Consider the following 17,894-nt stretch of genomic DNA (forward strand, 5'->3'; position numbering starts at 1 on the left):
CAGGTGGAAAGTTGACTTCATTTATATAGATAATAATAGATTAGTGCTTACGGCCAGGGATAACCCCTGTTTCTTCATAGGCAACCACAATTTTATCAATTTCTTTTTTGAGTTCATCGACCATCTCAGCCTCAGGGACTTTGCGAATCATCTCTCCATAACGGAATAACAATCCTTCGCCCCGAGCACCGGCAATACCGATATCTGCTTCTCTTGCTTCCCCTGGACCATTGACCGCACAGCCGAGTACAGATACTTTAATCGGTACTTTAATCTGTGAGATATACTCTTCCACTTCGTTGGCAATGGAGAATAGATCAATATCAAGACGTCCACAAGTCGGACAAGAAATGAGCGTAGCTGCATTCGAGATCAGTCCAAACGCTTTGAGCAGTTCTCTTGCTACTTTTATCTCTTCAACGGGATCGGCACTTAGTGAAATACGCATTGTTGAACCAATGCCGAGTGAAAGAAGTGCTCCCATCCCCGCAGAACTTTTAATCGTTCCCGAGAACAAGGTGCCGGCTTCTGTAATCCCAAGATGAAGCGGATAAGGAATGACCTGAGCCGCTTTGGTATAAGCTTCAATCGCCATAGGTACGTCAGATGCTTTCAGGGATACGATAATATCGTGAAAATCAAGCTCTTCAAGAATACCAATGTGATAAAGTGCGCTTTCTACCATCGCATCTGCTGTTGGATATCCGTACTTTTCAAGCAAATGATTCTCTAGAGAACCCGCATTAACACCAATACGAATCGGGATGCCTTTTGCTTTGCAAGCTTCTACCACTGCTTCTACCTTCTCACGGCGACCGATGTTTCCTGGATTAATACGAACTTTATCAATCCCGTTCTCTATCGCCTTCAAAGCCAGCTTGTAGTTAAAGTGAATATCCGCTACCAGTGGAATATGAATCCGTTTCTTAATTTCTTTGATTGCATCTGCTGCTTCGTCATTATTTACCGTTACACGAACGATCTGACAACCTGCTTCTTCCAGACGCAAGATCTCAGCTACGGTTGCTTCTACATCGGCGGTTTTTGTCGTACACATACTTTGTATAATAACTTCGTTGCTTCCACCGATGGTAATATTTCCAACTTTTACGGGACGTGTATCCTGTCTCAGAAACATGATGGCTTTCTCTCCCCATAACGTCAAATCTCCACTAGTAAGAGGACTGGAATATCCAGTAAGCCCCTGTACCAGTGGAGTATGACTAAATTATTTAAACTAGATAAGTGGGATCAGCCAAGATCACGCACTTTCTTCCTGTTTTTTATCTTTTTCGTCTCCACTACGTAATTCAGGTGCTATTTTTTCTTCAACAACCTGTTGTGTAATTACGCATTTGGTTACATCTTCACGAGATGGCACTTCATACATTACATCAAGCAATAAGCCTTCGATAATGGCACGAAGTCCACGAGCTCCTGTATTCCGTTTGATCGCTTCACGGGCAATAGCCTCAAGTGCGCCTGGTTCAAACTCAAGGGATACATTATCGAGTTCGAGCATTTTCGTGTACTGTTTAACCAGTGCGTTCTTCGGCTCAGACAGGATGCGAACTAGTGTGTCTTCATCAAGCGGCTCCAGAGTAGAGATGACCGGCAAACGTCCTACAAATTCCGGAATCAAACCGAACTTGAGCAAATCTTCTGGAAGAACCATGCCAAGATATTCGCCTGGTTTCAGATCCTTTTGCTCTGTTGCAGAGTTAAATCCGATCACTTTTTTACCGATACGGCGTTTAATCATTTGCTCCAGTCCATCAAAGGCACCGCCGCAAACGAACAAAATATTCGTTGTATCGATCTGGATAAACTCTTGGTGTGGATGCTTGCGTCCACCTTGCGGCGGTACAGAAGCAACGGTTCCCTCCAAAATTTTGAGGAGAGCTTGCTGCACACCTTCACCAGAAACGTCACGTGTAATCGATGGGTTCTCTGATTTACGTGCCACTTTATCAATTTCATCAATATAAATGATGCCGCGTTCTGCTTTTTCTACATCATAATCTGCAGCTTGGATCAACTTGAGAAGGATATTCTCAACGTCTTCACCCACATAACCTGCTTCCGTCAAAGACGTAGCATCTGCAATAGCAAACGGTACATTCAGGATTTTAGCCATTGTTTGAGCAAGTAGAGTCTTACCAGAACCTGTTGGTCCTAGAAGCAAAATATTACTTTTCGACATTTCCACGTCGTCCACTTTGCTCTGCGTATTAATCCGTTTGTAGTGATTATATACCGCTACAGACAATGATTTCTTCGCTTGATCTTGACCAATGACATATTGATCAAGAATATCCCGAATCTCTTTTGGTTTCGGAATATCCTTCAGATCGATCTCTTCATCATGACCGAGCTCTTCTTCCACGATCTCCGCGCAAAGCTCGATACACTCATCACATATATACACCCCTGGTCCCGCTACCAACTTGCGGACTTGTTCCTGGGATTTACCGCAGAAAGAACATTTTAATTGCCCTTTCTCATCGTTAAATTTAAACATATAACCACCCCTTTAAGAATTAATCGGTTTGGTGAGTACTTGGTCAATGATACGGTACTCTAAAGCTTCTTCCGCACTCATGAAATAGTCACGGTCCGTATCACGCTCGATTTTATCAAGGGGTTGACCTGTACGCTCCACGTAAATCTGATTCAGTTTCTGACGAGTCTTAATGATCCAGTCAGCATGAATCTGAATATCGGATGCCTGACCTTGGACTCCGCCCAGCGGTTGATGTATCATAACTTCGCTGTTTTCAAGTGCATATCGCTTACCAGGAGCACCCGCTGTTAATAGCAGCGAACCCATGCTGGCAGCCATACCTACGCAGATCGTGGATACGTCTGGCTTGATAAACTGCATCGTATCATATATACCCATCCCCGCTGTAACAGAACCACCAGGTGAATTGATATATAAACTGATATCTTTTTCTGGATCTTCTGCAGCCAGGAAAAGAAGCTGGGCGATTACCAGATTCGCCACATCATCATCTATTGCACCGCTGAGAAAGATAATCCGATCTTTCAGCAGTCTAGAGTAAATATCGTATGAACGTTCTCCGCGATTCGTTTGTTCAACAACCATAGGTACGAGACTCATGTGTAAACCTCTTTTCCATAATAGAATCTTTACCGCACAAGTCAGGGAAAATATAAGAATCTGTAAATATCATTACAGTACATCTTATTTTAACATGTTCCCTGTTTCATGTCATATAGATCCGCTTTCTCACATGAACCAATAATAAGAAAGCTTGATCATATTTAACCATTTTTTTTATGTATGTGCAAATGCGCCTTCCGGCATATAGAGTAAAGACCTATATCTTAAGTATATGGAAGGATATAAAAATTATCACGCATATTAATTAATATCCATCTAATAATAAAAATTGCTATAAAATGGATATTACTTAGAAAAAATAAGGCACGTAAAAAACATTACGTGCCTTATCTGATATACATGATACGCATTCCGTATAAATCCATACCCATGTTTGGTCCTGGATTTATACTACATGCTCATATGTGAGTGATTATTCAGCCGCTTCTTCTTTAGCTTCTTCAGCAGGAGCATCTACCTCTTTGCTGTTTGCCAATAGGAAGTCGATTGTTTTGCGAAGCAATACTTCTTCTTTCAAGCTGTCAAGAGAACCATTGCTTTCAAGAATTTGACGAATCTCTTCAACAGAGCGTTTGAAAGAAGCAGCCATGTTGTTCAGCTCTTCGTTTACATCTTCTTCTGTTACTTCAAGATTCTCTTGTTTACCGATTGCTTCAAGAACCAGGTTGTTACGAACGCGTTTTTCAGCATCGTTTTTCATTTGGTTTTGAAGATCTGCTTCTGTTTGACCAGAGAAGCTCATGAACATTTCAAGGTTCATACCTTGTTGACGAAGACGGTTGTCAAAGTCACGCATCATGTTGCGAACTTCGCTGTTGATCATTCCTTGTGGAATTTCAACTTCAGCATTTTCAGCCGCTTTTTCAACTACGATATTTTCTTGAGTAGCTTTTGCTTCTTCTTCTTTACGGGAAGCAAGTTGTTTTTTCAGATCTTCTTTGTACTCATCAAGTGTGTCGAATTCACTAACGTCTTTAGCGAACTCATCATCAAGAGCAGGAAGTTCTTTACGTTTGATTTCGTGTACTTTCACTTTGAATACCGCTTTTTTACCAGCTAGTTCAGCTGCATGGTACTCTTCAGGGAATGTCACTTCAACGTCTTTGCTGTCGCCTGTTCCAAGACCAATGACTTGATCTTCGAAACCAGGAATGAATGTGTTAGAGCCAAGTTCAAGAGATTGACGCTCAGCAGATCCGCCTTCGAAAAGTTCACCGTCAACAGAACCTTCGTAGTCGATAACAACAACATCGCCAGATGCTGCTTGTCCTTCTTCAACGACTACCAGTTCAGCATGACGCTGTTGCAGACGCTCTAGTTCAGCAGTCAATTCTTCTTCAGAAACTTCAGTGCTTACTTTAGGAACTTCAAGACCTTTGTATTCGCCAAGTTCAACTTCAGGTTTAACTACAACTTTTGCTTTAAACTTGAATGTTTGACCTTTAGCAAATTGATCAACATCTACTTCTGGTTGTTCTACAGGGAAGATTTCTGTTTGATCAACAGCTTCCGTGTATACTTCTGGAAGAAGGATGTCAATAGCGTCCTGGTACAAGCTCTCTACACCAAAACGTGCTTCGAAGATTGAACGAGGTACTTTACCTTTACGGAATCCAGGTACATTTATTTTTTTAACGACTTTATTAAAAGCCTTGTCGAGAGCAGCAGCTACACGATCTGCTTCTACTTCAACTTCAAGAACCCCAAGGTTCTTCTCTATTTTTTCCCAAGTTGCTTTCATTTATGCTTTCCCCTCCAAATTTCACGTGTTAACCATTGTCAAGCGCGTACAAAATAACCATTTTAGTATAAACAACATTAAATGCAATTTCAAGGGTAAACCCTTGTAAACACAGCAGGAAAAGTTTTATAACCTATTTTGTGCCCAGTCCGCCTGAAACAAATTGCTTAATTGAGCGATACGCCTGCTCAAATCGGAACCTAACCTCGCTCGTGATCCCATACAAAGTGCGAATCTCTTCTTCATTGTGCGAACCTCCCAAACTCTCAGCCACCGCTGCATGAAGTGCAGCAGCCCACATATCGAGCATGGATTCATCGCCCTCCAGCATAGAGCGGTAATCACTTGTTCCAAAAACGGCCATGATATATTGCGACCAAAGTTCCTGAGCGAAATAATAAAGCGTCGGCTCATGAACTTCTGTCTGATCGGCGACACGTTCTAGAATCCGAAGAACAGCATGCGGGAAATCTTCTGGCGTCAAAGGTACTGTCTCTATTTCTACTTCGACCTTCTCTGTTCCTCTTTGCAGAGTAACATGAAAGTCAGCCCCTCTTTTCCGCAGGGTTTGAAGCACCCTGAACTGGAGTAATGGATGTAATCTGCTATGTTCAATCCATTCCTTAAGGGAATCATCAACGCTCGGCACATCTACGTATGCTAACTGGTCAAGTGCAAGCATCGTTTGTTCACTCAGCGGCTCATCCTTCAGAATGCGCAGTAATTTATTCGCATAATCTCCGTCTTCAGCCATCTTATTCTTCGCATTTTGGCGTGCTAAATCCTCTTCACTTTCAATGTCATCCTCTTCTTCAGAAACCGGATTATTGTCATCAGCACTTATATATTGAGGAAAGGCTGCCCTGAGCCACTCAAGCAGCGCTGCCCATTCTTCATAGTTTCTCTGATCTTGTCCTTGGCACTGAAGCAGAAATTCAAGCAAATTCATCGCTTCCGCATAGCGTTCATTTTCCAGCATAACGGTGAGCTGAATTTGATAAAAGTCTAGTGTCTTAGGAAACAATACAATATTTTTATCTGTGGTTTGTGAACTTGTATCTTTAATTAAGATGACCTCCTCTCTACCCGGAAGCGTAAAGCGACTCGTTGATTATATAGAAACCCGTAGACTATGTATAGCACTAATATACTAGAATAACCGAAAGTGACATAGAAAAAACACAGAGCTCTCTATTTTATAAAATAATTAGGATATATTAAAAATTCTATATTCTTTTTATTTTATTTTTACGATAACTATTGATTTTATAATTTATATATGTTATATTCTATTTCGCGCTTGAATTTGTCCCAGTAGCTCAGCTGGATAGAGCAACGGCCTTCTAAGCCGTCGGTCGGGGGTTCGAATCCCTCCTGGGACGTAAAATATGAAAGGCATCCTTTATTGGATGCCTTTTTTTTTATGTCCTGGGGATGAGAACCCCTACAAGGGGGGCGTCGCAGCTTTTTCTTCGGGAGCTTTACTTCGCAGTCAGCCTGTAAGGCTGTATCCCTCCTGGGACGTAAAATATGAAAGGCATCCTTTATTGGATGCCTTTTTTTTATGTCCTGGGGATGAGAACCCCTACAAGGGGGGCGTCGCAGCTTCTCTTCGGGAGCTTTACTTCGCAATCAGCCTGTAAGGCTGTATCCCTCCTGGGACTTTGTAAAATAAAAAAGACTGCAGGCAAAATAGTTTAAGCTACTTTGTCTACAGTCTGAAGAGAGACATTCAACGGATGTCTCTCTTTTTTGTATACGTAAGCTCCCATGTATGACACAGCCCTACTGAACTGATCTCTTCTTCAAGCCAATAATTAAACGATCCAATAACATACCGATTAGCAACCAGAAAACAACGGCAACGATGTAAACAACAAAAGAAGAAAGATGCACATGATTCATGTTAGGTACAAATTCAATGAACCAAGCAACAGGACTAACACCCATAAGCAATATATTGTACTCATCTAGTCCAAAATAGTTTAACAATACCACTAATAAAACTACGAAGGGCAACCACACAGCAAATTTTTTCATAGCATACCTCTCCCTGACCTATGTCTGTCTGTAATTTCCACACAACATCGTCTAATACCCAATTCAATTTCATATCTCCCCAGCGGGTAATACAATCCTCTGATCAGATGAGCAATCGATTTTATAAAAGAGCAACAAAACAAAAAATACATCCTTTCGGATGCCTTTTCTTTGTACGTCCCAGGAGGGATTCGAACCCCCGACCGACGGCTTAGAAGGCCGTTGCTCTATCCAGCTGAGCTACTGGGACAAGTTATGTAGTTAATTTTCACGTGCGAGATTTATTATACCGTAAAATCATTATTTGTCAAAGTATTTTTTTAAGTATCATCCTGGGCATGCCAGGGTAATATGATGTAAATATAACAAAACAACAAAGGAGCGTTCGTAGCTTATGCGACAACTATTGTCATCTCTGAGTTATTTCAGTATTTTCTTCGCCCCATTTTTGCTTCCACTCATTGTATGGATTATAGCACAAGATAATTATGTTAGAGGACATGCCAAAAAAGCATTATTCTCACATGTGTTTCCTTTTCTTGCGCTGATTCCGCTGTTAATCTTCATGTTTAACGCGAACCATACCACGTCTATTATCGGCTATGCGATCCTTTTCTTCATTATTTATGTTGCTGTTTTTATCTATAATGTCTTTCAAGGTATTAAGGTGCTCCGCGATGATGCTTAATCCCTTGTTGTAATTTAGAAAGCAGTTGATTCCCTGTAAGTTGTCTCTTATTGTTATTTCTATCTAACAATAGAGTACAGCTTTGGAACAACTGCTTTTTTTATTTAACCTAGTTTAATCCGTACCATTCATCATGCTTTCGTCTGCTTCCATCAGGTTAAATAAGAAATAAATATAGTAGCGGTACCAAAATAAACAGATAACGAGAACAAGTCATTCAGTGTAGTGATCAGCGGTCCTGAAGCTACAGCAGGGTCTATTTTCAACTTGTACAAAATGATAGGAATGACGGTTCCCGCCATCGTACCAATAATAATCGTTAGGAGAAGGGAGAATCCAATAACAGCCCCGAGTGCAAAACTCGCCTGCCAGAAACCAGCCACAAGTGCAACACTGACACCGCATATTACCCCAATCATGATACCTACGAGTAATTCACGCCGTAACAGACGAAAAATGGTCTTCCGATTCATTTTCGTTTGGGGGCCAAGTCCCCGAATAACCACTGCTAAGGACTGTGTCCCCGTATTTCCTGTCATCCCTGCAATCATTGGCATAAAGAAAGTTAGAGCTACTACCTTACTAAGCGTCCCCTCAAATATACTGATGATACTGCCCGATAACAAACCAAGAAACAAGAGCATAATGAGCCATGGCAGACGGCGCTTGGCAGCGGTCAATGGGTGCGTGTTATAATCAATCGTCTTATCGGTCGCTGATAATTTGTTAATATCTTCATTTGCTTCTGCCCGTAATACGTCAAGGACATCGTCAAAAGTAACAACCCCGATTAATTTTCCATTTACATCTTCAACCGGCATGGATACGAGGTCATACTGTTCAAATAAGTGGGCTACTTCCTCCTGGTCCATATCTGCTGGAACTTTGACTACATTTTCGCCCATCAAGTCTTCAATCAGATCCGTCGCCTGAGCTAGTACCAAATCTCGGTATGTTGTCAGTCCAATTAATTCTTTTTCTTCATTTAACACGTATAGATCCTGTATATCATTCGTTAGATCTGCAAAATGTTTTACTTTCTCTACCGCTTCGCGAACCGTATATTTCGCATAAAACCATACATAACGGTTCGTCATGATGCCCCCGGCCGTCTCTGGACCAAAGTTCATGAGCTCACGGACCGTCTCTCTCTCCGTTACTTCCATTATAGAGAGTAAATATTCTCTCATCTCTTCAGGGATCTCACCTAATAAATCAGCAAGGTCATCGTTATCCATTCGATTGAGGACTTGTGCTGCCTTTTCTTTACCAAGTATGTACAGTGCACTTACTTCAATCATAGGAGAAAGTTCACTCAGCATCCTTGTCAATGTTTCAATCTCAAGAGCATTCATAAACTGTGGACGGTAGACCTCATTTATCTCTTCATAAACAACAGCAAGATCGTATGGTTCCCACTCTTCAAGCTCACTTGCCATCTGATTGATGCGCCCCGTATTTATAGCTTCTTCAATGCTTATCGTCAGGGCTTGAAGATCCTCTTCTCTACTGCGTTTGTCTCGTCTTCTCAATATCATCACCTTCTGTCCCTCATGCAAAATAGATATCAAATCATACAGACAGCAGCTGTACACTGCTTGTCTATGGGAAATAATACTTTACCCTCGTAAACTCTTACCCGAGTTAAGGAAAGCAAAATCACCCCAAACAACCTTTTCTTCTTATGTTTTTTCTGAAAAAACGTAGTATATGTAATTTCCCTTTTTTAAGTAGACAGCCTCCACCCTTTCCAAAGGAAAAGAGTGGAGGCGTCTGTTGCAGCCCGGGTTATTTGTTCCCGAAGCGCATCGGGTTACGATGTACTTCATGTTGATTGTTCTTCGCAAGTACTTCCTCAGCAAACTCATTATTGTCCTTATAACGGTTTCCCTTACTTTTCTTGTACTTTGAAGTCACTTTCAGTTCACCTCCCCGGGTTACAGGAGTATTATGTGTAATTGCTGCATTTCATAAACAAAAAGGATTTGCCTTATTTATGGCTAAGAAGTCGATTTTGTAAATCCTGATTCATAGATCCATAACTCAGTAAAGACTGCATGAACTGCTCTTTTTCTTGCTCAGCCAATACATCTACCCGATTCTCAAATGCAATCTCCGTCGCATCCTCAAAAGCAGTATTCGCATTATCGTTATACCAGTCCAGTGTAAGGTCATGATGATTTCTTATGATTCTGTGGAGTTCGAGCGATCCATCTGCACCGCCTGTTATGTATAACAGTAAGGAGGAATCTCCCATTCTGGCGGGTTCGACTTCAACTTCTACACAAGATCGGCCATCTAGCTCCAGTTCTTTTGTTATCTTAGCATTCTGAATGACATACATATTCCCCTTCTCCTTTCATTCATGAAAGTCTTGTTTATTCACGAAATCTCGTACGATACCATATTGCGACAAGTGGCTTCGCGTCTCATTCGTTCCTAACCGATAAATTTCGTTATACACGTTTTGAAGTGCTTCTTCATATAACACATTAACGGAGGCTTCTTCTGTATCGGGCCACGGAAAAACATATCCGGGGAAGGCCTCTTCTTCTTTTTCCTGCATCAAACTTAGCAACCCTTGCAGATTTTCTGCCTGTTCAGGCGTTGCTTGTATGATCCACTCGTAAGATGCAGCTCTTTGGTCAGCTAGAACGGATCGTCCCCCTACCGACACGAAATACAGGCTCTTTTGCAATCTTCATCGCTCCTCATGCATCGTATTCACATTTATAGTTTCGGATGAGGACAGACATTTTATGCCTGAATTCGGCATATATTTGTTTTACTGTGAGAATAGAAATGTAAGGTAGGACCGCTCTACACTCATAAAAGACAAACTTCTGTGGAAGAAACGACCAGAAAGGATGAACTCTCATGTGCGGAATTACTGGATTTATACAGTGGAATCATGATCTCACGCAGGACTCTGAACTTCTTGTTCGCATGACTGAAAGTATGTCGAATCGAGGACCTGATGCGGGAGGAACCTGGATCTCTGGACCGTGCGCTTTTGGACATCGAAGACTGAGCGTCATGGACCCTGAGAACGGTGCCCAGCCCATGATTATGAATCATAGTGACAAACAGTATACCCTTGTATACAATGGAGAGCTTTATAATGCGCCCGAGCTAAAAAAAGAATTAGAACAGCGTGGACATCAATTCAAAACCACTTGTGATACAGAGGTGCTTTTGGCGAGTTATGTAGAATGGGGTCCCGGTTGTGTAGACCGGTTTAATGGTATTTTCGCTTTTGTTATATGGGACAGCGGACGTGAACATATTTTTATGGCAAGGGATCGTTTAGGCGTGAAGCCACTTTTCTACAGTCATCAAGGGGATACACTCGTATTTGGATCAGAACCAAAAGCCCTGCTGCTGCACCCTGCTGTGGAAGCCGTAGTTGGATCCGAAGGACTTGCTGAAATCTTTATTATCGGTCCTGCTAGAACACCAGGTCATGGTGTATATTCCTCAATGAAAGAACTTCGAGCAGGTCATGCCGCTCTCTTCACGAGAAATGGCCTCCGTACTTACGCTTACTGGAAGCTCGAAAGCAAACCTCATGAAGATGATGTGGAGGCAACGGCCGCGGAAGTTAGACGCCTGCTTATAGATACGCTTGAGCGTCAGCTTGCTTCTGATGTACCGCTCGGCTCTTTGTTATCAGGTGGACTCGATTCGAGTGCGCTCTCTGCACTTGCCGTTCATTATTATAAAAGAACAGGGCAAGGCAATATCGATACCTTCTCGGTCGATTACGTAGATAATGATAAACATTTTAAAGCCCACGCTTTTCAGCCTAATTCAGATGCCCCTTTTATTCAGCGAATGGTTGACGAACTGAAAACGAACCATCATTTTATCGAATTTGATACAGATGAAGTTGTGGAAGCACTCAATGCAGCTACTTTATCCAGAGATTTGCCGGGGATGACGGATGTGGATTCCTCGCTTTATTTGTTTTGCCGGGAGATTAAGAAAAAAGCAACGGTTGCTATATCTGGTGAAGCGGCAGACGAAGTATTTGGCGGTTATCCGTGGTTCCATCGTGAAGACATGCTGAACTCCGGCACCTTCCCTTGGGCGGTTGCGCCCAAAATGAGAGCAAGTCTCTTATCAGCTGATATCGCCGAGTGGACTCGTCCGCTTGAATACTTAAATGATCGCTATTCCGATGCTGTCGCAGAAACGCCGCTTCTAGCAGGCGAAACGAGTAAAGCTGCTCAAATGCGTGTGATGTCGTATCTAAATATTACCCGCTTTATGCCAACGCTGCTCGATCGAAAAGATCGGATGAGTATGGGAGTGGGTCTAGAAGTACGCGTCCCTTACTGTGATCATCGTCTGGTTGAATATGTATTTAATGTTCCTTGGGAGATTAAGATGACCGGGGATCGTGAAAAAGGAATTCTGCGTAAAGCACTTGAAGGCATTCTGCCGGATGATGTGCTCTACCGTAAAAAAAGTCCATATCCTAAAACCCACAATCCAAACTATTTGGCGGCGGTACGCCAGCAAATGCTAGATGTGCTGGACGATCCTAATTCACCGATACTGCCGCTTATTGATGTGAAGAAAATTAAAGAACTCGCCTCGTCTAAAGACGCGTCTTCCAACTTGCCATGGTTTGGCCAGCTGATGTCTGGTCCTCAGTTATTCGCCTATCTTACGCAAGTAAACTTCTGGCTTAAAACCTATAAAGTCGCGATTCGTTGATTGAAAAATAGAAATGTATGATAAAAGAGACCTGCCGCTGGCAGGTCTCTCTTCTCTTCCCTGGATCATAATCCTAGGAAGGTATTTGTGTACTTATCCGTGTTACTAAGACTTTAACTTTGCCATTAGTTCGCGCAGAGCAGCTCCACGGTGACTAATCGCTTGCTTCTCATCCAAGCTGAGTTCAGCCATTGTCTTGTCATACTCCGGTAAATAAAAGAGCGGATCATATCCAAAGCCGCCTTGTCCAGCACCTTCTGATGTGATAAACCCTTCTACTGAACCGAATGACTCCACCTTGTTTCCCGTTGAAGGATCGTATAGCACTAAGGCACACACAAACCGTGCAGGACTAAGGAGAGGCTGCTCTGTATCTTCACCCAGCTGCAGAGAGAGAAGTGTACTTAGCAGCTTCTCATTATTGTCTGCATCACTCGCATCTTCGCCGGCATATCTCGCAGAGTATACGCCCGGTGCTCCGTCTAATCGATCCACGCATAAGCCCGAATCATCAGCGAGTACAGGCAGATGCAGCGCATCGCCTACGGTTTTTGCTTTTTTAAATGCATTAGCAGCAAACGTCTCTCCGTCTTCCACCACATCAGGCAAATCCGGATAGTCATACATGCTCTTTACTTCTATACCAAGCGCAGCAAATGCATGAGAGAATTCACGGACTTTCCCTTTATTCTTCGTAGCTACAATAACAATGGAGCTGTCAAGCTGAAACATGGAGAATCAAGCCTCCCCAATTCCGCGTGAACCGATCTTCAGTGCAATCGGGCCCAAGGTTTCTTTCTGCAGCTTAATCATCTCAAGCACACCGCGTTCCCCAAGGCTGAGTAATTCGTCCAGTTCCTTACGGCTGAATGGTCTCTCTTCGCCTGTTCCTTGCAGCTCTACAAACTCTCCGCTGCCTGTCATCACGATATTCATATCTACTTTCGCTTTGGAATCTTCCTCATAGTTCAGATCAAGCATAGCTTCCTGTCCAACTACACCGACACTCACCGAAGCAAGATAATCAGTGATCGGGAATACAGGCAAACGATGCTGCTGAGCAATTTTGTCAATCGCAATGGCCATGGCAACAAAGGAACCGGTAATAGAAGTTGTACGTGTTCCTCCATCTGCCTGGATTACATCGCAATCAAGGGTAATGGTGCGCTCGCCAAGTGCTTGCAAATCAACTACGGACCGCAATGCGCGTCCGATGAGCCTTTGTATCTCCATGGTACGTCCCGTTAATTTGCCGCGAGCTGCCTCGCGCTGATTCCGGGTTTGTGTTGCCCGAGGAAGCATGGAATATTCAGCTGTCACCCAGCCTTTGCCTTGTCCCTTCATGAAATGCGGTACCTTTTCATCCACAGTTGCTGTACAAATTACTTTGGTGTCCCCCACCTCAATAAATACGGAACCTTCTGCGAATTTGTTGGTACCTGCGGTCATCGTGATCGGCCTAAGCTGTTCACTGGTGCGTCCGTTAGATCTCATCTTTTACTGCCTCCTACGTCTTAAGCGTCCTGTAATCGTCTTTTTTATTCTACCAAAATGGTCCATCAAAAGCACCTTTACAGGTTAAGAATTATTCATTAAATCGGAATTTCATTAATATACTCAGGTTTCGTGACCGGTTCCCCATAATTCTGTTCATCTTCACCCATTACTGTCTGCTGATCATTTAGTGTAATTTTTACTTTGATATCCGGATTGCCTGAGTTATCAGCTACGGTCATTACAACCGATTGTAAGAGCGAGGTTGGGACCGTAACTCCTTCGTCAAAAATATCATCCTGCAGAGCTACGGTCACGATACCATCTTCTCCAGTTACGACCGATTCTAGAAGTGTGCCTGCTGTCAGCACCATATCCAGATCATCGCTTCCTGGTCCTTTAATGAGTTCAGTCAGGGCTGATTTGAGGCGATCATTACTCGGTTCGATTAACCTTGTCACAGGTACATAGTACTCTACTCCGTCCGGAGTCGAGTCGGTAAAGTATACCGTAACAGGACTTGAGTTGGTGGACAGCGAACCGCCAAGATCAAGATTGATCCCCATCCCTCGTGTTAAGGACTGTGCAACCGGTGTTCCGTTCACTGGCATTTCGTTCAGTTTTTTCCCATCCACCCACAGCTGTACGCTCTGTACATCTGGATTTTCCGTCAGTGTCCAAGTGAGTGCTTCAAGAATTTGACGTTCTTCTTCCGGCTTATACTCTGTAAATTTGGAGTTGAATTCAACAACAGCCAGCTTGTTATCTGTATCAATACTTACATCCTTAATTTCTGTTCCTTGGGGAAGCACACCTGTAAATCCTTCCGGCAAATACCCCGAGTAAGCTCCTCCTGTTACAAGTGCGGCAAGTTCTGACTCTGCAAAGGTTAAATCCCCAACCGTAGGAAGTGACATAGTAACAGGAGCAAGGAGACCATTCTGGTCTTTCAAATAAACCGTAGCTTGGGCTGTTTGAAGAATCCCTCCTTTACCCTCGGCTGCCTTGATCATCGCAGATTCAATGATGGAAGGCGGCTCGTCAATCGGCTCAGATGTTTGAGATGGAAATATACCGCATCCTGTAAGTAATACAGGAACCGTAATCAGACCCGCTGCAGATATCATTTTAACCTTGCGCTGGAAACGACTCATATCGATGTCCTCCTAACAATTTTGTACAGATTGTACTACTATGTATACGAGCCCTTGTTTAAAAAATAACTAAATTTTATAGAAACGGGATAAACTGTGCTTTGACAAAGGAGTGAAGACAATGACACTGGATAACATGCCTTATAGCTTGAACAGCCGTAAGGTAGCCGAAGCAACGAATGAATGGCTGGAGAAACGCGGTGTAAAAGTAGAAGAGATTGCGGAACTTGTGATGCTGCTGCAATCAAAATACTATCCTGAGCTCACCATGGAAGAGTGCATTCATAACGTGAAACAAGTGCTCAAGAAACGCGAAGTGCAAAATGCAGTAATTACAGGGATCCAGCTAGATATCCTTGCAGAAGAAGGCAAACTTATCTCGCCGCTGCAGGATATGATTAAACATGATGAAGGTCTTTACGGAGTCGATGAGGTGCTCGCATTTTCCATCGTGAACGTATATGGCAGTATTGGTTTTACCAATTACGGATACATCGACAAATTAAAGCCGGGGATTTTAGAAAAATTAAATGATAAAAATGATGGTCATATTCACACCTTCCTTGACGATATTGTAGGTGCTGTCGCTGCTTCAGCAAGCAGCCGGATTGCTCACCGGAAACAAGCGGAACGGGAAGAAGAACTCGGCGGATACCCGGTTAGAGACGATATGGAAGAGATCATGGAAATTGAAAAATAAACCGTCATCTATCGCTAAATGAGATTGATAACATGAATAAAAAAAGGACAACCCCATTCTCTAATTAAGGGTTGTCCTTCGTACTAATTACATAAACATACTGCGAATGCTTGCTTCCCTGCTCTGCGATCTGTATGAGATCCGCTCTCCCCTGACGAACAAGTTCTTGCAGATGAGCTAGCGTCTCTGCCATGGCAAAGCGCATTTGATGAATACCAAATTTCTCTCCAAATAAGGCTATGCAAACGTCAAATGCAGTCTGCGGCTGTTCGCCAATCATTCTCTCCATCTCATTCAGCCGTTCTTCGTGGTGGATCTTCAGCGAGCTTACACGCTCACGAAAAGATTTCATCGGATGCCTATGACCTGGAAAAGCTTTGCGTACAGAGAGTGCTCCGAGCTGGTCCAACCCTTGCATAAAATGCAGCAGCGGCTCTGGGTCACTTCCAGGCAGTAAGCTTATATTTGGGGAAATTTGCGGCAAGACCGCATCTCCGCATAGGATCAGTTCTCGGTCCACCTCGTAGAATGACAAATGTCCCGGTGCATGCCCGAAAGTTTCAATGACCCGGAATCTCCGTCCGCCCACTTCAAAATTGCCTTCTTCTACATAATGGACTATGGGCGCTGGAGTGACCTGTGAATCAAAACTTTCTAGGTGAGGAAGCAGCTGCTCCGCCCACTTCTCTGTCATACCATGGCTGCGAAAATACACGGGCAGAATGTGATTAATCTCCGCCTTTTTTCCCCACATAAACTCCGCTTCCTGATGTGCTCTTTGAGACATCCATACGTTTGCACCTGTCTGTTCCTGCATCCATCCGGCTAGTCCGTAATGGTCTGGGTGATGATGCGTCAGTATAATATCGGTAATCTCCTGCGGCGAAATCGATAGGTTATTCCAGACAACGCGCCATTCTTCTTCCGTCTGATTGCTACGCGGACCAGGATCCACAATCACAACACCTGTCTCCCCTCTCCACAGATAACTGTTCACCCATCGTAAGGGGCCGGACATGGAGATTTTAATCTGCGTCATTTGTTCTTCCTCGTGGAATGTCCATTCAGGCAGTTTCATAGGATTCCTCCCTCTTCTATATATGACATAAAAAAATGATATAAAAACAAATATCATGATTACAGTCTGTTTCAAACCGATAGGTAAAGTCGTATTAAAATGATAAGGGGTGTCTCATTTGAACCTCTATAAAACTTACTATATAATGTGCGAACAAAGAAAGTTTACCAGAAAAATGAGGCGAGGAGGTACACCTTAATGATCCATATTGGTCTAACGGGCTGGGGCGACCATGATGATCTGTACCTGCCCGGCACGAAACCCAAAGATAAACTGGCCGAATACAGCGCTCATTTTCCCATTGTGGAAGTTGACAGCAGCTTCTATGCTGTTCAGCCGGCAGCGCGCATGGCAAAGTGGACGGAAGATACACCGGAACATTTTTCATTTATTGTCAAAGCGTATCAAGGGATGACAGGCCATCTTCGCGGCAAACCTTACTTTTCAGACACAGAAAGTATGTATGCTGCTTTCAACGAATCTCTTACACCTATGATCGAATGCGGCAAACTAAAAGCTGTGTTATTTCAGTTTCCGCCTTGGTTTGATTGTACGAGGGACAACGTAAATACACTGCGTGAGATCAAGGAACGTATGCAGGGAATTCCTTGTGCACTGGAGTTTCGTCATCGGAGCTGGTTTGAAGGTGACATGCAGGATAAAACACTTGCTTTCATGCGCCGAGAAGGCTGGATTCACAGTATCTGCGATGAACCGGACGCGGGACAAGGCTCTGTCCCTACGATCCTATCGGCCACAGACGATGACCTGTCCATCATTCGCTTTCATGGCAGGAATGCCGCTGGCTGGCATCAGAGCGGGGCACCAAACTGGCGGGAAGTGAGATATCTTTACCGCTACAACGAAGAGGAACTTACCGATTGGAAGCAGAAACTGGATAAATTAGCTCGTCAAAGCAAAGAAATCTGCATCGTTTTTAACAACAACTCCGGCGGAGATGCGGCGGCTAATGCAAAACAGCTCATGACCTTATTAGGCATGACTCCTCAGCCTCTAGCTTCTGATCTCGTGAAACAAAGACAGGAAGAAGAACCCGAGCAGCTTGAACTCTTCTAAGCTAGCGGACGGATATATACAAAAAAGGGTAAGGGACTCCCTATGAGCCTCT

At 43.4% G+C, this 17,894-nt stretch carries 18 protein-coding genes and 2 tRNA genes; 5 read left to right on the forward strand and 15 right to left on the reverse strand.

Going from position 1 to position 17,894, the window contains the following annotated elements; translation table 11 throughout:
* Positions 1–40 precede the first annotated feature (40 nt).
* The 5 genes from ispG to QPK24_RS19305 form a co-directional block, all read right to left on the reverse strand.
* Positions 41–1,138 (reverse strand): flavodoxin-dependent (E)-4-hydroxy-3-methylbut-2-enyl-diphosphate synthase, encoded by a 1,098-nt coding sequence (gene ispG, locus QPK24_RS19285; protein WP_285743911.1) that lies wholly within the window; start codon positions 1,136–1,138, stop codon positions 41–43.
* Between the two features lie 123 nt (positions 1,139–1,261).
* Positions 1,262–2,521, reverse strand: a complete 1,260-nt coding sequence (gene clpX / locus QPK24_RS19290) for an ATP-dependent protease ATP-binding subunit ClpX (protein WP_285743913.1) — start codon at positions 2,519–2,521, stop codon at positions 1,262–1,264.
* 12 nt (positions 2,522–2,533) lie between these two features.
* Positions 2,534–3,124: an ATP-dependent Clp endopeptidase proteolytic subunit ClpP gene (gene clpP, locus QPK24_RS19295; protein WP_160036331.1), complete on the reverse strand. Its 591-nt coding sequence runs from the start codon at positions 3,122–3,124 to the stop codon at positions 2,534–2,536.
* Between the two features lie 436 nt (positions 3,125–3,560).
* Positions 3,561–4,889, reverse strand: coding sequence for a trigger factor (gene tig, locus QPK24_RS19300; RefSeq protein WP_285743916.1), 1,329 nt, complete (start codon positions 4,887–4,889; stop codon positions 3,561–3,563).
* Positions 4,890–5,022: 133 nt separating this feature from the next.
* Complete coding sequence (locus QPK24_RS19305) at positions 5,023–5,961, reverse strand: hypothetical protein (RefSeq protein WP_285749448.1); 939 nt, start codon at positions 5,959–5,961, stop codon at positions 5,023–5,025.
* 236 nt (positions 5,962–6,197) lie between these two features.
* On the opposite strand from QPK24_RS19305, the gene QPK24_RS19310 reads away from it, so the two are divergent.
* Positions 6,198–6,271: transfer RNA gene (locus QPK24_RS19310), tRNA-Arg, on the forward strand.
* 403 nt (positions 6,272–6,674) lie between these two features.
* On the opposite strand, the gene QPK24_RS19315 is transcribed toward QPK24_RS19310, so the two are convergent.
* Positions 6,675–6,929, reverse strand: coding sequence for a hypothetical protein (locus QPK24_RS19315; RefSeq protein ID WP_285743918.1), 255 nt, complete (start codon positions 6,927–6,929; stop codon positions 6,675–6,677).
* 176 nt (positions 6,930–7,105) lie between these two features.
* Positions 7,106–7,179 (reverse strand) — tRNA-Arg (locus QPK24_RS19320).
* Positions 7,180–7,323: 144 nt separating this feature from the next.
* Here QPK24_RS19320 and QPK24_RS19325 point away from each other — a divergent pair.
* Complete coding sequence (locus QPK24_RS19325) at positions 7,324–7,617, forward strand: magnetosome magnetite crystal formation protein family (protein WP_160036328.1); 294 nt, start codon at positions 7,324–7,326, stop codon at positions 7,615–7,617.
* A 152-nt stretch (positions 7,618–7,769) separates the two neighbouring features.
* Here QPK24_RS19325 and mgtE read toward each other — a convergent pair whose 3' ends face one another.
* The 4 genes from mgtE to QPK24_RS19345 all read right to left on the reverse strand — a co-directional run bounded on the left by mgtE (position 7,770) and on the right by QPK24_RS19345 (position 10,315).
* Positions 7,770–9,155, reverse strand: coding sequence for a magnesium transporter (mgtE, locus tag QPK24_RS19330; RefSeq protein ID WP_285749450.1), 1,386 nt, complete (start codon positions 9,153–9,155; stop codon positions 7,770–7,772).
* Positions 9,156–9,405: 250 nt separating this feature from the next.
* A complete protein-coding gene (locus tag QPK24_RS19335; RefSeq protein ID WP_263621324.1) occupies positions 9,406–9,534 on the reverse strand; it encodes a hypothetical protein in 129 nt (42 codons plus the stop codon).
* A gap of 73 nt (positions 9,535–9,607) precedes the next feature.
* Complete coding sequence (locus QPK24_RS19340; protein WP_285743922.1) at positions 9,608–9,961, reverse strand: hypothetical protein; 354 nt, start codon at positions 9,959–9,961, stop codon at positions 9,608–9,610.
* Between the two features lie 15 nt (positions 9,962–9,976).
* On the reverse strand, positions 9,977–10,315 hold the full coding sequence (locus QPK24_RS19345) for a hypothetical protein (protein ID WP_285743924.1): 339 nt from the start codon (positions 10,313–10,315) through the stop codon (positions 9,977–9,979).
* 179 nt (positions 10,316–10,494) lie between these two features.
* Here QPK24_RS19345 and asnB point away from each other — a divergent pair, with 179 nt between their 5' ends.
* Positions 10,495–12,339, forward strand: a complete 1,845-nt coding sequence (gene asnB / locus QPK24_RS19350) for an asparagine synthase (glutamine-hydrolyzing) (RefSeq protein ID WP_285743925.1) — start codon at positions 10,495–10,497, stop codon at positions 12,337–12,339.
* Between the two features lie 105 nt (positions 12,340–12,444).
* Here asnB and QPK24_RS19355 read toward each other — a convergent pair whose 3' ends face one another.
* The 3 genes from QPK24_RS19355 to QPK24_RS19365 form a co-directional block, all read right to left on the reverse strand.
* Positions 12,445–13,071 carry an XTP/dITP diphosphatase gene (locus tag QPK24_RS19355; protein WP_285743927.1) on the reverse strand — a complete coding sequence of 209 codons (627 nt, stop codon included), beginning with the start codon at positions 13,069–13,071 and terminating at the stop codon, positions 12,445–12,447.
* Positions 13,072–13,077: 6 nt separating this feature from the next.
* The gene (gene rph / locus QPK24_RS19360; RefSeq protein ID WP_160036323.1) at positions 13,078–13,833 is read right to left on the reverse strand and encodes a ribonuclease PH; all 756 of its coding nucleotides are present in this window, start codon (positions 13,831–13,833) and stop codon (positions 13,078–13,080) included.
* A 98-nt stretch (positions 13,834–13,931) separates the two neighbouring features.
* Positions 13,932–14,987 (reverse strand): GerMN domain-containing protein, encoded by a 1,056-nt coding sequence (locus tag QPK24_RS19365; RefSeq protein ID WP_285743930.1) that lies wholly within the window; start codon positions 14,985–14,987, stop codon positions 13,932–13,934.
* A 121-nt stretch (positions 14,988–15,108) separates the two neighbouring features.
* On the opposite strand from QPK24_RS19365, the gene QPK24_RS19370 reads away from it, so the two are divergent.
* Positions 15,109–15,687: a phosphatidylglycerophosphatase A family protein gene (locus QPK24_RS19370; RefSeq protein ID WP_160036321.1), complete on the forward strand. Its 579-nt coding sequence runs from the start codon at positions 15,109–15,111 to the stop codon at positions 15,685–15,687.
* 64 nt (positions 15,688–15,751) lie between these two features.
* Here QPK24_RS19370 and QPK24_RS19375 read toward each other — a convergent pair whose 3' ends face one another.
* The gene (locus QPK24_RS19375; protein ID WP_285743933.1) at positions 15,752–16,765 is read right to left on the reverse strand and encodes an MBL fold metallo-hydrolase; all 1,014 of its coding nucleotides are present in this window, start codon (positions 16,763–16,765) and stop codon (positions 15,752–15,754) included.
* A gap of 198 nt (positions 16,766–16,963) precedes the next feature.
* Between QPK24_RS19375 and QPK24_RS19380 the strand changes: the two genes are divergently transcribed.
* Positions 16,964–17,842: a DUF72 domain-containing protein gene (locus QPK24_RS19380; RefSeq protein WP_285743935.1), complete on the forward strand. Its 879-nt coding sequence runs from the start codon at positions 16,964–16,966 to the stop codon at positions 17,840–17,842.
* Positions 17,843–17,894: the final 52 nt, after the last annotated feature.

Origin of the sequence: Paenibacillus polygoni, assembly GCF_030263935.1 — a bacterium.
GTDB classification, from domain to species: Bacteria; Bacillota; Bacilli; order Paenibacillales; family Paenibacillaceae; genus Paenibacillus; species Paenibacillus polygoni.